The 14,203-nt window shown below is 49.1% G+C and carries 10 protein-coding genes; 2 read left to right on the top strand and 8 right to left on the bottom strand.

Translation table 11 applies throughout. The annotated features are described in order from the left end of the window. Positions 1-18: 18 nt before the first annotated feature. Both QUB70_RS06205 and rimM read left to right on the top strand, forming a co-directional pair. Entirely contained in the window at positions 19-651 is a 633-nt protein-coding gene (locus tag QUB70_RS06205; protein ID WP_006632834.1) for a response regulator, read from the top strand. 190 nt (positions 652-841) lie between these two features. After that, entirely contained in the window at positions 842-1,483 is a 642-nt protein-coding gene (gene rimM / locus QUB70_RS06200; protein ID WP_332979022.1) for a ribosome maturation factor RimM, read from the top strand. A gap of 76 nt (positions 1,484-1,559) precedes the next feature. On the opposite strand, the gene QUB70_RS06195 is transcribed toward rimM, so the two are convergent. The 8 genes from QUB70_RS06195 to QUB70_RS06155 form a co-directional block, all read right to left on the bottom strand. Then, complete coding sequence (locus QUB70_RS06195; RefSeq protein WP_332979021.1) at positions 1,560-2,018, bottom strand: phosphate-starvation-inducible PsiE family protein; 459 nt, start codon at positions 2,016-2,018, stop codon at positions 1,560-1,562. A 490-nt stretch (positions 2,019-2,508) separates the two neighbouring features. Next, positions 2,509-2,817: an RNA recognition motif domain-containing protein gene (locus tag QUB70_RS06190; protein ID WP_332979020.1), complete on the bottom strand. Its 309-nt coding sequence runs from the start codon at positions 2,815-2,817 to the stop codon at positions 2,509-2,511. A 460-nt stretch (positions 2,818-3,277) separates the two neighbouring features. Beyond that, entirely contained in the window at positions 3,278-5,485 is a 2,208-nt protein-coding gene (locus QUB70_RS06185) for a molybdopterin oxidoreductase family protein (protein ID WP_332979018.1), read from the bottom strand. Positions 5,486-5,848: 363 nt separating this feature from the next. After that, positions 5,849-7,573: a nitrate ABC transporter ATP-binding protein gene (locus tag QUB70_RS06180; RefSeq protein ID WP_332979016.1), complete on the bottom strand. Its 1,725-nt coding sequence runs from the start codon at positions 7,571-7,573 to the stop codon at positions 5,849-5,851. Between the two features lie 104 nt (positions 7,574-7,677). Further along, entirely contained in the window at positions 7,678-9,702 is a 2,025-nt protein-coding gene (locus QUB70_RS06175) for an ABC transporter ATP-binding/substrate-binding protein (protein ID WP_332979015.1), read from the bottom strand. Positions 9,703-9,804: 102 nt separating this feature from the next. After that, positions 9,805-10,674, bottom strand: coding sequence for a nitrate ABC transporter permease (gene ntrB, locus QUB70_RS06170; protein WP_332979013.1), 870 nt, complete (start codon positions 10,672-10,674; stop codon positions 9,805-9,807). Between the two features lie 158 nt (positions 10,675-10,832). Further along, complete coding sequence (locus QUB70_RS06165) at positions 10,833-12,155, bottom strand: CmpA/NrtA family ABC transporter substrate-binding protein (RefSeq protein ID WP_332979012.1); 1,323 nt, start codon at positions 12,153-12,155, stop codon at positions 10,833-10,835. A 115-nt stretch (positions 12,156-12,270) separates the two neighbouring features. Beyond that, positions 12,271-14,199: a ferredoxin--nitrite reductase gene (locus tag QUB70_RS06155; protein WP_442927719.1), complete on the bottom strand. Its 1,929-nt coding sequence runs from the start codon at positions 14,197-14,199 to the stop codon at positions 12,271-12,273. Positions 14,200-14,203: the final 4 nt, after the last annotated feature.

Genomic DNA, 14,203 nt, shown 5'->3' with positions numbered 1-14,203 from the left:
TCCTTCTTTCTTCGTATTATGAGAATTTTAATTGTTGAAGACGATCCGATGATGCAACTGGGATTAGAGCAAGTTTTAGCCGATTCCCCAGAAATAGAAATAGTAGGACAAGCAGAAGACGGCTATTTAGGTGTAGCAGCCGCACTGAAACTCAAACCTGATATTATTGTGATGGATATCGGTTTGCCGCGGCTCGACGGCATAGCAGCGACGCAGCAAATTAAAGCACAACTGCCGGAAGTTCGAGTGGTAATGTTAACTTCTCACACGGCAGAAACTGAAATTATTGCTGCTCTTTCTAGCGGGGCTGATGCTTATTGCATTAAAGGTGCTTCCGTAGACAGACTGTTAGCAGCGATTGCAGCCGCAGCAGAGGGGGCTACATACCTCGACCCTCAAATTGCCCGCACTGTCATCGAGCACCTCAAACCCCCGATACCTGCCTCTACAACTACTTTTGGTCAGTTGTCGCAGCGGGAATTGGAGGTGTTAAAATTAATGGTGGAAGGTAATAGCAATCCCGAAATTGCAGCGGCCCTTTACTTGAGTCCAAATACTATTAAAACTCACGTTCGCGGTATTATGAATAAGTTGGCAGTGGATGACCGCGTGCAAGCAGCAGTTGTAGCGCTGAGAACAGGGTTGGTTTAAAGAAGTCAGTAGTCAGTAGTCAGTAGTCAGTAGTCAGTAGTCAGTAGTCAGTAGTCAGTAGTCAGTAGTCAGTAGTTATTTGTTGTTTGCTACCAATGCTTTTCTGCGAAGATGCTTTTCGGCCCAATTCCCAATTCCTAATTCTCAATTCCTAATTCTCAATTCCTAATTCCTAATTCCCAAAAAGTTTATGTCTGAATGGATAGAAATCGGTACAATTGTAGCAGCTCAAGGTTTGGACGGGGAAGTGCGAGTCTATCCCGATTCGGATTTCCCGGAAAGGTTTATCGAACCGGGGAAGCGGTGGCTTTTGCGCCCTAACAAAACTGAACCGGAACCGATCGAGTTTTTGGGCGGTCGCTACATTCCTGGCAAAGGACTGTATTCTGTAGAGATAGAGGGTGTGGAAGACCGCCACGGTGCTGAGGCGCTGCGGGACTGCAAGTTGTTTGTTGAAAAGACCGATCGACCTTACCTCGAACCTGATGAGTTTTACGTCCAAGATTTGATCGGTATGGAAGTTTTTAACCAGTTAACCGGGGAAATTTTAGGTAAGGTAAGTGATATTATTCCCGCAGGTAACGACCTTTTAGAAGTAGAAACGAATCTAACGGCGTCGGAAACTGTCGTCGCAGAATTAGAAAAGCCAAAACAGCCTGAAACTCCCAAAGCAAACGCTGACCCTAGAAATACCCGCAAACCACGGAAAATTCGCGTTAAAGAGCCTAAATCGACAAAAATATTGATTCCTTTTGTGGAAGAGATTGTGCCAATTGTTGACTTAGAACAAGGTCGAATTGAAATTGTGCCTCCTCCTGGTTTGTTGGAATAATATCATGTCCGGTCGCTCGACCGGACATGATATTAGTTATTAACAATTCCAAATCCCGAATTCCCAATTCCCAATATTAATCATTTTCTCTATTTGTGTACCGCACTATCAAGTAACTGATGGAAAGCGCGAAAATTGCAATCGCCAAACCAATCAAGTCGGCTGCGGTTTTCTTTTCCAGGTCAAGAATGATGATTTTTCTAGATACTGCTATCAAAGAAGTTACAATAACTAGCTCTACTTGAATTACGTGCTTTTTCAGATAAGCTGTAATATTTTCCAAGATTTCCAGAGCAATTAAAACATTTAAAAATAACCCAAATATGACAAACAACGTGTCTTTTAACAAATTCTGCTGGTTGTTTATCAATTCTTTGGCTAAAAAAACTAGCAAATCGCAAACGCTGACGATAATTACCAAAATCATCGCCATTGATAAAATTTTCGAGATTATTACTTCTACACTTTCTGTAAAATGCAGAAAGTGTTCATCACTGCCTAACTTGGAAATTTGCCTAAATATTTTTTTTAGCATACCAGTAATTTAGTCATCATTCATTAGACCTCTTGCAAAAATAACTAGGACGGGCAAGATGCCCATCCCACAAAATTTTTTTCTTGTGGAATGGGCATCTTGCCCGTTCCAGAATTTGATTAAAAGGATTTTTGCAAGAGGTCTATTGATGATTTTGCCATTGTTCGGTACACTTTGCAAGCGCAAAACTCTGCGATTGCTTGGTTTCACTGGGTCACGAGGCTGTGGGGAAGGTGGCTGCGGAGGCTATACCTGCCGGTTATATTTTACAGTTTTTCATGTCAGACAGGAATCGATCGCACGCGAGCGAACTCGTAATTAATAAAAAAATTTGCAATTAAAAATCCTCAAACTATTGCCTAGCAATACTTTGAGGACTTTAAGAGGCGGTGCGGTCGCAGAATTAACTATTCTCAACAAAGAATGATGGTTAACTCCGTGCTCGCTCCGGCCGAACACACAAGAGAGCTAAAAATTTAGCTCGGGTGGTTTAGTAGCGACGAGAATTGCCACCGCGATCGTTGTTGCCCCAGTTACCGCTGGAAGAACCGCGTTCTTCGCGGGGTTTTGCCTTATTGACCTTGAGGTCGCGACCCATCCACTCAGCACCGTCAAGAGCCTCAATGGCTGCGGCTTCTTCTGCTTCAGTAGACATTTCTACAAAAGCGAAGCCCCGCATCCGACCTGTTTCCCGGTCAGCAGGCAACTGAACGCGCTTTACTGTACCGTACTCTCCAAAAGTTTGGTTGAGGTGCTCCTGCGTTACTTCGTAGGATAAATTGCCGACATAGATTGACATTGAACATTCTCCAGAATCAGAGGGTGTAGAGATTTAAATCCGGAGGAACGCCGATCGAACGAACTGTACTGCCGAAAATAAAGCCTTGTAAAACAATCATAGCACATACCGGCGTAAGCTGCAATTGTCTGACTCGATTAATTAAAAAGAAGGCAGAAGGCATTCGTCAGAAGGAAAAACCCCGAATCGAGAAGGAAAAACTCAGATTAAATTTAATTTTTCTTTGTCCCCGGGCTCTGCCGGGGAAACGCTGCTTGCAGGGTTCGTAATAGCTCAAAATTGCTCGGTCGAGAGAGGTTTTGACGACTGTAAAGCACCCTGCGATTGTGCCTCAGCAACGGCCCAAAAACCCGGTTTCTTAACAAAAAACTACGATTTTACGTGAGCCTGTGGCAAGAAACCAAGGTGATGAGATTAGTGGGGCGATGTGAGTTGTAACATCCCAAAATTGGACGGGAGCTCAAGAAGTGACGGCGACGGTGGATTTTGCCCAATTAAATTCCCCAACTTCCGAGGCGACTTCGGAGGCGACTTCGGAGGTAACTTCCGTCCCAGTTTCTGCCCCAACCAGCACCAACTGCACCGCACAAGCTTTTAATTCCGGCTGTTTGGAATCTGGACAGCTTACAGCATGAGTCATGGCATTGGCTTCAGCGCCTTCGGCCCACAGAGAACCCCAGTGCATCGGTACAAATAGCGTACCAGGGGCGATCGCCTTGGTGACTTTTGCCGGAAACCGAGCCTTGCCGCGGCGCGATCGAACTTCCAGCAAATCCCCCTCCTTAATCTGCAATTTAGCAGCATCGCGGGGGTGAATTTCCAAAAACGGATCGGGGTGCAACTGATTGATTTTCTCAGTTCTACCCGTGCGAGTCATCGTGTGCCAGTGTCCGTAAACTCTCCCTGTCGTCAACACAAACGGATAGTCTGGATCTGGAGGTTCTGCCAGTCCCCGAGAGTGATAGGCCGAAAATCTCGCCCGCGCGTCGGGAGTGTGAAAACGCTTGTCAGTATACAGCCGTTTCGCTTCGTTTGCTGGATGCGGAGGCTCGTTTTCGGGACAAGGCCACTGCTGGGGGCCTTCTGTGCGCAAATATTCGTGGCTGAGGCCTGTGATGTCGCAAGGCTGGCCCTGCGTCAACTGCACGAACTCTTTGAATACGTCAGCAACGCTGTCGAAAGCAAAGAGTTCGGCAAAACCCAACCGGCGGCCCACGTCGGCGAAAATGCTCCAGTCGTCGCGGGCTTCCCCGGAGGGAGTGTCGAAACCGGGACAAAGCGTAATCCGGCGTTCGGAATTCGTCATCACTCCGGTTTTTTCGCTCCACTGCGTTGCCGGCAGCAGGATGTGAGCGTAGGCTGAGGTTTCAGTAGGATAGTAAGCTTCTTGATAAATAGTAAAGGGCGATCGCAGCAAAGCGGCTTTTGTGCGTTCCAAATCCGGCATACTCACCACCGGATTGGTAGCTGCAATCCACAGGAACTCAATATCGCCAGTTTCCAAACCGGTAATCATGTCCCAAGCAGTGCGGCCCGGATTCGGGGAAATGCTTCCCGGTGCGATGCCCCAAAACTCCTCGACTTGGGTTCTGTGTTCGGCATTTTTCACAAATCGGTAGCCAGGGAGCAAGTGAGAGAGTCCTCCGGCTTCCCGCCCTCCCATCGCGTTTGGCTGGCCGGTGAGGGAAAACGGGCCGCATCCCGGTTTGCCGATTTGACCGGTCATCAAGTGCAAATTAATCAGCGATCGCACCTTTGCCGTGCCTTCCGACGACTGGTTGATGCCCATCGACCACAGCGACAAAACGCGCTGCGACTGTTCCCAGTAGTTTGCCGCCGTTTCTAACTCGCTGACAGTAATGCCGCAGCGCGAGGCTACAAACTCCGGCGTGTAGCTGCTAACAACTTCAGCAAAAGCTGAAAAATTCGCCGTGCATTCCTGAATAAAATCAGGATCTATTGCTTGCCGGCGCAACAGCAAATATGCAATTCCGTTAAGCAAATCTATATCCGTTCCCGGTTTAATTGCTAAGTGCAAATCCGCCGCTTCAGCAGTCGGAGTCCGCCTCGGATCTACCACAATCATCTTGACATTTGCATTCTTTTTGTGGTATTTTGCCAATCGGTTGAAAATAATTGGATGGCATTCTGCGGTGTTGCTACCAATAATAAAAGCGCAATCTGTTAATTCTAAATCGTCGTAACAGCAAGGCGGCCCGTCCGAACCAAAACTTTGAACGTATCCCGAAACTGCTGAAGACATACACAATCGAGAATTGGCATCAAAATTATTAGTTCCCAGACAACCCTTAACCAGTTTCTGGGCAACATAATAGTCTTCTGTTGCGCATTGACCCGAACCGTAAACGCACAAAGCATCGGGGCCGCTGGTGCTGCGAATTGTTTGGATGCGGCTAACAATTGCATCCAGAGCTTCGTCCCAGCTAGCGCGGCGGAACGGTTGGTCGAGAGTATCTCGCATCATCGGATAAAGTAGCCGATCGCTCCGAATGGACTCTGCTACCGTTGCTCCCTTAATACAAACCATACCCTGACTCGATGGGTGATTGCGATCGCCCCGGACTTTCCAACCTTTGTTTTTGTCTGGAACAACTTCTAGACCGCAACCTACACCGCAATAAGGACAAAGAGTTTTTATAGTTTCCATCTGGTGATTTTAGATGCTAATTTTTGAAAGCTAATGGGTAATTCGTAATTCGTCATTATAGTCGGAACTGATGGCTCCTGCAAATAACGTATCAATCAACTCAATCACCGCAAAAATGCTTCACAGAAGCGGACAATACCCTGATTTAAAATTAACCGCTATCTGACTAAAACTCGCGATTTCGCTTGTAGCCAGTGGCTCACTGCTCCTAAATATCCCTCAAATAGAGGACTTCAGACCTAACTATTTTCACCCCAAGGATAGGGGCTAGGATAAATTTTTGCAGGACTCAAACAGCGAGCCGATACTAATTTTGACCTGGTTGTTGATACCACTCTGAGATTTAGTGCCGGAGTAATTTGCCTACTTCCCTGCTTTAACTTCTAATACGCCGCCGCCGCCGTTGGTGGGGCTAAAAGTTACTTGGAATTCAGCAGTTTTTTGAGCGCCTGATGCGGCATCGGCAGGAGTTTGCAAAGTCGGCAGAGGAGTTTCTTTGACGAAATCTTTAGCTGCTTTATTGGTCGGCTCGAACTGTAAGATATCGCCGTTTTGTTTCACTTTGACCCGATAAGTTAAACTTTCGGTAAATGTCGGAGTTGTTTTCCAATTTTGGTCAATTTGTGCATATAACTGGTTTCCGATCGCATCGAGTTCGGCTTGGTCAGAAATCCCTGGGGCGGCACTGGTTGCTGCATTGGGCGCGGTGGCAGAACTTGCTGCAATTGGTGCAGGGCTTCCAGTAGCGATCGGTGCAGAACTTGCTGCAATTGGTGCAGAACTTGCTGCAATTGGTGCAGGGCTAGCGATTGGTGCAGGGCTAGCGATTGGTGCAGAACTTGCTGCAATTGGTGCAGGGCTAGCGATGGGTGCAGGACTGGCATTCGGCGCGATCGAACTTGCTGCGATTTGCGGGCTGGGGGGAGAACTCACAACCGCCGCAGGCGCCTGCGGTGCAGTTTCTGCTAGTTTCGCTTGCTTTAGCTGGCTGGAAACAACAGAGATACTTACGGCAGCTAAAGTAACCATTCCTACGAACCACGAGGCTGCCAAGATGCCGCGTTTGATCGGCGAAGCTTCTGGGGGCTCGGCAGTATCATGCACAAAAGGTGCAGGTGCGATCTGCCTGTCAGCAACCGCACGCTTTTTACCAGCAGGTACTGGTAGGGGTATCGCGACGGCTTCTGTTTCCGAGTCCGTTGCTTCATCTTCTTCGTGGTGGGCGTAGCGAGAAAACAGGAACTCTAAAGCAAAGTTCCGCAGTTCGTAATATCTGGGGTCTTCCATTACCCGAGTCCGGTTGCGGGGACGGCTGAAGGGAATGTGCATATCTTCGCCGATCGAAGCCGCTGGGCCGTTAGTCATCATTACGATACGATCGGCCAAAAACAAAGCTTCATCAATATCGTGAGTAATCATGATGACGGTAATTTTGTGCTCGCGCCAGATTTTGAGCAATTCTTCCTGCAACTCTTCGCGGGTAATCGGGTCTAGAGCTCCGAAAGGTTCGTCCAAAATCAACAGTTTGGGGCGAGTTGCCAGAGCTCGGGCGATCGCCACCCGCTGTTTCATTCCCCCGGACAATTGGCCCGGTCTTTTGTTAGCAGCTTCGGTCAGCCCCACTAATTCCAAGTGTTCCTTGACGATCGTATTGTGTTCGTCTGCGGACTTGTCCGGGTAAACATTTTCAACGCCGAGGTGGATGTTTTCAGTAGCAGTCAACCACGGCAGCAGCGAGTAGTTTTGAAACACCACCATGCGATCGGGGCCCGGTTCAGTAATCCGCGAACCTTCGAGAGCAACTTCTCCGTTTGTCGGCCCGTTGAATCCGGCGATCATGTTCAGCAAAGTAGATTTGCCACAGCCCGAGTGACCGATCAAACAAATAAATTCGCCTTCATGAATAGTCAGGTTTACACCGTCGAGAATCACAAAAGGTTTTTCAGGCTCTTTCAGATTATCGTAGACTTTCGATACGTCTTTAATCGTTAGAAACCCTGGCTTTTCCGTTTGAATTTTGGTTGTTTGGGGGGTTTTGAGAGTTTGCATATTTTCAGGATTGAGATTTTGGGTTGAGGAATTAGACATGACAGCTTAGGATTGATAATTTGAAATTAGGAAGTTAGGAAGCGGGAGATTTGGAGTCTGGTTTCCTGATTTCTTGCTCCTCATTCCCTCTTCCTATTTGCTGGTTATGCTGGCAGTTTGATGGAACACTGACTGCCTATTTGTTCAATTAAAATTTCTTCAATGCGGACGTCGCGCTTGATTTTGACATTGTGAAGATAGTCGATCGGGTCGTCTAGATTAAAGACAGTGCCGTCAAATAGTTCGATCGTCCGGCGAACTCTGGAAATATCCGGCAAACCCAATTCGCGAACTGCTTGACCGAAAACATCGGGCCGCAAAACTCGATCGACCACTTCCACCCAGTTTTTCGGAAACGGAATCAGTCCCCAGCGAGCCATCTGCGCCATCACCCACACCATTTCTAGGCGGTCTGGACAATTGGTTTGGTCAACGTAGAACTGATTGAAGTTGTAGAGCATTTCGGGTTCTGCCTCCGTACCGAAATTGTACGGATCGAGGAACCCCGGACGGATGTCTTTGGGGTCTGCACCGATGTATTCTTCTTGGCAAATCAATTCTAGGATTTCTTCGCGGTTGCGGCGGTCGTCGCAGTATTCGCAGGCTTCCAAAAGAGCTTTGACGAGGGCGACGTGGGTTTGAGGATATTTCTGAGCCCAATCTTCGGTAACACCGAGAACTTTTTCGATGTGTCCGGGCAGTATGTCGAGGGAACGGGCCATGATAAAACCCGTACCGCTGTTGACTGCGTGGGAATTCCAGGGGTCGCCCGAACAGTAACCGTCAATGTTGCCTGCTTTTAAATTCGATACCATCTGCGGGGGCGGAATCACGGTCAAGGCCACGTCGAGGTCGGGGTCGATGCCGCCGGCGGCCAGCCAGTAGCGGAACAGCAGATTGTGCATCGAGGCGGAGTGTACCGTGCCCAAGGTGTGAACTTTATCCGGGGTGCTGGCGATCGCAGCTTTGAAATCCTCTAATGTCCGAATGCCTTGTTTGTAAAGGTGTTTGCCGAAAACAATCGAATTGCCATTGCGAGACAGAGTGAGGGCGCTACAGACGGGCACAGGGGCTTGACCATCCATGCCCAACAGCATGGCGAGCGGCATCCCTGCGACCATTTGCGCCGCGTCCAGCCGTCCTTCGGCGAGGCCTTTGGCAATTTCTTTCCAGCTAGGTTCGCGCACGAGGGTGACTTCTTCTAAGCCGTGGGCTTTGAAGAATCCTTTTTCTTTGGCTACGACTAAGGGCGCGCAGTCGGTGAGGGGAATAAAGCCGATGTCGAGGTTGATTTTTTCTAGGCCGTTGCGGGCGATCGCAGGCGGTTGTTGTGTGGCCTTGCGCTGTTTGACGCGCTTTTGCTGGTTGAGAAAGTAAACCATTTCGTTGCGCAGCGCGTAGTAACTCGGATGGTTGACAACTTCCATGCGCTTGCGGGGGCGGGGAATGTTCACTTCGAGAATTTGTCCGATTTGCGCTTCCGGGCCGTTGGTGAGCATCACAATGCGATCGCTGAGTAATAAAGCTTCGTCCACGTCGTGAGTTACCATCACGCTGGTGACTTTGCTTTCCTCGCAAATTTTCATCAACTGTTCTTGCAAACCGCCGCGAGTTAAAGCGTCGAGGGCTCCGAAGGGTTCGTCTAGCAGCAGCAATTTCGGTCGAATCGCCAAGGCGCGGGCGATCGCAACTCGTTGTTTCATCCCCCCAGAAATTTCGCTGGGGCGTTTGTTAGCCGCCTGTCCGAGTCCGACTAATTTAATGTGGTGTTCGATCACCAACTCGCGATCTTCTTTAGAGTTACCGCTGTAAATTTCATTTACTGCTAGGGCGATATTTTCGCGCACCGTCAGCCAAGGTAGCAGCGAGTAATTTTGAAACACCACCATTCTGTCCGGGCCTGGATCGCGGACTTCGCGCCCTTCTAAAGTAATCCCGCCCTGAGTTGCGTTGTCGAGGCCTGCGATGATATTTAGCAGTGTAGATTTGCCGCAGCCCGAGTGTCCGATTAAGGTGATGAATTCTCCCTTTTTTATTTTAAGTTCGATATTTTTAAGAGCGATGTATTGCTCTCCATTGGGCAAGTTAAATACGCGGTCAACGTGGTCTACTTCAACAAATACTGACATGGCAATTTTAGGTTAGTTTGTAATTTGTAAATTAAGTCTCTGTAACTTGTTGGCTGTAAGGTGCGCCGCGCGCACCTTGTATTGTTAACTGTTATCCAAATTCTATTTTTGTTCTTCGGGAACAACTTTGGAAGCGATGAAACCAACGATTCTGTCTAAAATCAAACCGACGATTCCTACATAAAGCACTGCCAAAATCACGGCGCTGAGTCGAGAACTGTTGTAAGCGTCCCAGATGAAGAAGCCGATGCCGACGCCGCCGACTAACATTTCCGCAGCTACGATCGCCAGCCAAGACAAACCGATACCAATTCTCAAGCCTGTGAAGATGTAAGGAACTGAAGAGGGTAGCAGGATTTTCCAGAAGTATTTTTGGTTGGGAAGGCGCAAGACGCGGGCGACGTTTCTGTAGTCTTGGGGTATTTGTTGGACGCCTACTGTGGTGTTAATTAGAATCGGCCAAATTGCTGTAATTAAGATTACAAAAAGCGCTGAAACTTCGTTAGCTTTTACGCCCAGACCTTCAAAGGGATTGAACTGTTGAAATACCGCCAGGGCGATCGGCAGCCAAGCCAGGGGCGGGATAGTTCTGAATACTTGAAACAGCGGGTCTAAAGCATCGAACATTAAAGAGTTTGTGCCGATCAATATTCCTAAACCAATGCCGAGAACTGCTGCCAAAGTAAAGCCGATCGCCACCCGCTGCAAGCTTGCCGCCAGTTGCCAAAATAAGCCTTTGTCCGTGCCGCCGTTGTCGAAGAACGGATTGACAATCAGATTCCAGCTTTCTTGGACGGCTTTTATCGGGCCGGGCAAGGTGGACTCTGGACTGCTGCAAAGGATTTGCCAGATTATCAGCAGAACTGCGATCGCCACTAGCGGGCGGATGATTTTGCGGCGGTTTTTTTGAACCCGATCCAGAACGAAATTTACTGGATTTTTGCTTTTAGTAACAGCGAGGTTTGTTGCCATTTTTGTTTTTGCAGTATTGTGAATAATCGATTATTTCTAGATACTTTGAAGGGATAACCGTGTCTGGGGTGGGTTGAGTTAGGAACCCTCCGTTTCACTCCACCCAACTCCACTCAATTTTAAAATTGGTCAACTGTCAACTGTCAACTGTTCACCAATTATGCTTTTTTGATTGCCAGACCCTTCAGATATTCTTCTGGTTTTTCTGGGTCAAACTTCACGCCGTCAAAGAAGGTTTCGACACCGCGAGAAGTGGTAGCAGGAATTTGGGCTGCGGGAACGCTAAGTGCTGTCGCTGCTGCTTTCCAAATGTCCTCGCGGTTAACTTTATCAACCGTTGCTTTGATGTCGGTAGTTGCCGGGATATAACCCCAGCGAATATTTTCAGCTAAGAACCAAGCATCGTGACTCTTGTAGGGATAGGAAGCATTGTCCGCCCAGAATTTCATCGCCACTGGGCTGGCAGCTTCAATGCGGCCGGTACCGTAGTCAATTTGACCTTTAGAGCGACCGATAATATCTGCGAATGGAACTTTTAACCACTTATCTTGAGAGATGATTTGGCACATCTCATCGTGATTTTCTGGCTTGTCGCACCACTGCTGGGCTTCCAGGACAGCCATTGTAATTGCTTTTGCAGCTTTGGGGTTTTTGTCAACCCAATCTCCTCTTAAACCTAAAGCTTTTTCAGGATGATCTTTCCACATTTCTCCAGTTATTAAGGCCGTGTATCCTACCTTTTGAGTAACTAGCTGAGCATTCCAAGGTTCGCCTACGCAAAAGGCTTCCATGCTGCCAGATTTCATGTTCGCTACCATTTGCGGCGGCGGTATGGGAATCACGGAAACATCTGTATCTGGATTAATACCGCCGGCTGCTAGCCAGTAGCGCATCCACAAGTCGTGGGTGCCACCGGGAAAAGTGATAGCAACAGGAAGGTTTTGGTTGCCAAAAGCTGCTTTCAGGGGTGCGCTGTCTGTACCTACTTTTAAATCTAGGTATTTTTTGCTAAGGGAAATTGCCTGGCCGTTAGTATTTAACCGGGCGAGAATGTACATCGGCACTGGCTGATTGCCTTTGGTAATTGTGCCTAATGTCATTTGGTAAGGCATCGGAGATAAGATGTGGGCTCCGTCAATGCCGCCTTTTTCGGAACCGAGTTCTAAGTTGTCGCGAGTAACTGGCCAAGATGCTTGTTTGGTAACTTGTACGTCTTTCATGCCGTACTTGGCAAATAACCCTTTTTCTTGGGCGATGATTAAGGGTGCTGCGTCGGTGAGGGCGATGAATCCGAGTTTGGCTGCGGTAACTTCTGGGGCGTCGGCGGGGTTGATGTTGACTGCTGGGGCGGCGCTGGGTGTGGCGCCGCTGGGAGTTGCGCTAGATGTGGTGGAACCGGAACTGCAACCGTGGGCTAGGAGGGTGCCGGCTGCTGTTGCTCCGGCGGTGATGATGAATTTTCTTCTGGAAAGGTTGCTCATTTGTCTTGAATTGTTGTTGTACTTTGAGATGGTGGAAATGTCAGATGTGAGATTACTTCGCGATCTTGGCAATGACAGAATTCTGTTTGTTTATCTCGCATCTGACATTGTGAGTTTAGGCGTCGATCGACACTTTGCCGATCGCCCGCGCGCTGCAAGTTAAAATGAACCCTGGTTCTAAGTTGGCGGCCGCGTCGGGTTGGCTGTCGTAGACTGTTTTGCCTTCTAGGAGTTGCTGCTTGCAAGTGCCGCAGGTTCCCGATCGGCAACTGCTATCGAGTTCAATGCCAGCGCGATCGGCAACGTCGAGAATGTACTCATCTTCGCTGCAAGCAACTTCTTTGCCCGATCGAGCGAAAATGACAGTAGATGTCTGAGGTTTGGCTGCCGGGACTGCCGCTTCGCCCTCCTCAACCGTCAATTGCAGTTGCCGGTTCAGCACAGCTACATCCCCTGCAATCTCTTTGGGAACGGCCCCAAACTGCTCGACTAACAGTTGATGCAGCACCGGTTTGAGGTCTTCGCAAGGGATGCCTTTTTGGACGCATTTTCCCAAGTGAGCGTCTTTACCGACAGTACCTCCCATGTAAATGTCTACACCTTCGAGGGTTTTGCCGTTCTTGCGAACTTTTGTGCCCATCAAACCGATATCTGCTACTTGGGGTTGACCGCAGGAATTGGGGCAACCCGTCCAGTGAATTCTGATCGGTTTGGGAACTGAAAGTTCGGTTTCGAGTTCCTCAATCATTGCCACAGCGCGGCTTTTGGTTTCGATGAGGGCGAAGTTGCAAAACTTCGAGCCGGTGCAGGAAACCAATGCTCGCGTCAGGGGTGCGGGGTCGATCGAAAAACGCTGCAACAGCGGTTCTTTGAGTAGCGATTCAATCCGCGATTCGGGAACGTTGGGAACAATGACGTTTTCTTCGACGGTGAGCCTGAGTTCGCCGCTGCCGTAAACCTCGGCAATTCTGGCCAAATCGAACAAATCCGATGCCTGCAACCGTCCGACGGGAACGTGCAGCCCTACATACTTTAGCCCTGCTTGTTGTTGGTCGTAGATGCCGATGTGGTCGCGTTTTTCCCAGACGATTTCATCTTTGAGGGCGGCGGGGGGCAATGTGCGGCCTAATTCTTGTTCGACTGCGGCGCGGAATTGTTCGATTCCGAGTTCGTCAATCAGCCACATCAAGCGCGATTTTTGGCGGTTTGCTCTCGGGCCTCGATCGCGATACACACTTAAAATGGCTTCGCACAAATCTACAACGTCGCTGGGACTTGCCCAGGCGTTGAGGGGAACTGCTGCCTCGCAGCGTTTGGCGGAGAAGAAACCGCCGACTAAAACGTTAAAGCCGATATTGCCGTCTTTGTAAGCGGGTACGAAGGCGATGTCGTTGATTTCTGCGTGGACTGAGTTGTCGCGGCAGCCTGCGATCGCAATATTAAACTTTCTCGGCAAATTTGAAAACGCGGGATTACCTTCGCCGCTGTTCGTAATCATGTCTTGGACTTGGTTCGCCAGTTCCCGCGTATCAATCAGTTCGTCCGCGTCCAGGCCAGCGACTGGGGAACCCGTGATGTTGCGTACGTTGTCCATGCCAGACTGGATGCTGGTCATGCCCGCTTCTTTGAGGCGGCGGAAGATGTCGGGCACGTCTTCGATGCGAATTCCGCGCAGTTGCAGGTTTTGCCTGGTGGTGATGTCGGCGCTGCCGTCGTCGCCGTAGCGTTGGACGATTTCTGCTAGAGTTCTGGTTTGATTGCTGGTAATGATGCCGTTGGGCAAGCGCAGCCGCATCATGAATTTGCCGGGAGTTACTGGTCGAAAAAAGATGCCGAGCCATTTGAGGCGGTGCTCGCGATCGGTTTCGTCCATTGCTTCCCAGCCGATTTCGGCGAAGTGGTCGAGTTCTGCTTTTAGTGCTAAGCCATCTTTTTCGGCTTTGAGTTTTTCAAATTTGTTCTGGCTGGCTTTGGGTTCTACTGTTTGGGTCATCGGCTTACCCTCGCTGCTGGCTTTTTCGGTGGAGGTATTGACTTGGAGCATAAAG

It is taken from the genome of Microcoleus sp. A003_D6 (assembly GCF_036702825.1).
In the GTDB taxonomy this organism is placed as follows: Bacteria; Cyanobacteriota; Cyanobacteriia; order Cyanobacteriales; family Microcoleaceae; genus Microcoleus.
Note: the sequence above shows the minus strand (reverse complement) of the source record. Positions and strands in the feature narration are given on the sequence as shown.

What these genes read in the sequence shown, in the direction of transcription:
- QUB70_RS06205 (WP_006632834.1), top strand. Translation starts at nt 19, where the DNA reads ATGAGAATTTTAATTGTTGAAGACGATCCGATGATGCAACTGGGATTA.
- rimM (WP_332979022.1), top strand. Translation starts at nt 842, where the DNA reads ATGTCTGAATGGATAGAAATCGGTACAATTGTAGCAGCTCAAGGTTTG.
- QUB70_RS06195 (WP_332979021.1), bottom strand. Translation starts at nt 2,018, where the DNA reads ATGCTAAAAAAAATATTTAGGCAAATTTCCAAGTTAGGCAGTGATGAA.
- QUB70_RS06190 (WP_332979020.1), bottom strand. Translation starts at nt 2,817, where the DNA reads ATGTCAATCTATGTCGGCAATTTATCCTACGAAGTAACGCAGGAGCAC.
- QUB70_RS06185 (WP_332979018.1), bottom strand. Translation starts at nt 5,485, where the DNA reads ATGGAAACTATAAAAACTCTTTGTCCTTATTGCGGTGTAGGTTGCGGT.
- QUB70_RS06180 (WP_332979016.1), bottom strand. Translation starts at nt 7,573, where the DNA reads ATGTCTAATTCCTCAACCCAAAATCTCAATCCTGAAAATATGCAAACT.
- QUB70_RS06175 (WP_332979015.1), bottom strand. Translation starts at nt 9,702, where the DNA reads ATGTCAGTATTTGTTGAAGTAGACCACGTTGACCGCGTATTTAACTTG.
- ntrB (WP_332979013.1), bottom strand. Translation starts at nt 10,674, where the DNA reads ATGGCAACAAACCTCGCTGTTACTAAAAGCAAAAATCCAGTAAATTTC.
- QUB70_RS06165 (WP_332979012.1), bottom strand. Translation starts at nt 12,155, where the DNA reads ATGAGCAACCTTTCCAGAAGAAAATTCATCATCACCGCCGGAGCAACA.
- QUB70_RS06155 (WP_442927719.1), bottom strand. Translation starts at nt 14,199, where the DNA reads ATGCTCCAAGTCAATACCTCCACCGAAAAAGCCAGCAGCGAGGGTAAG.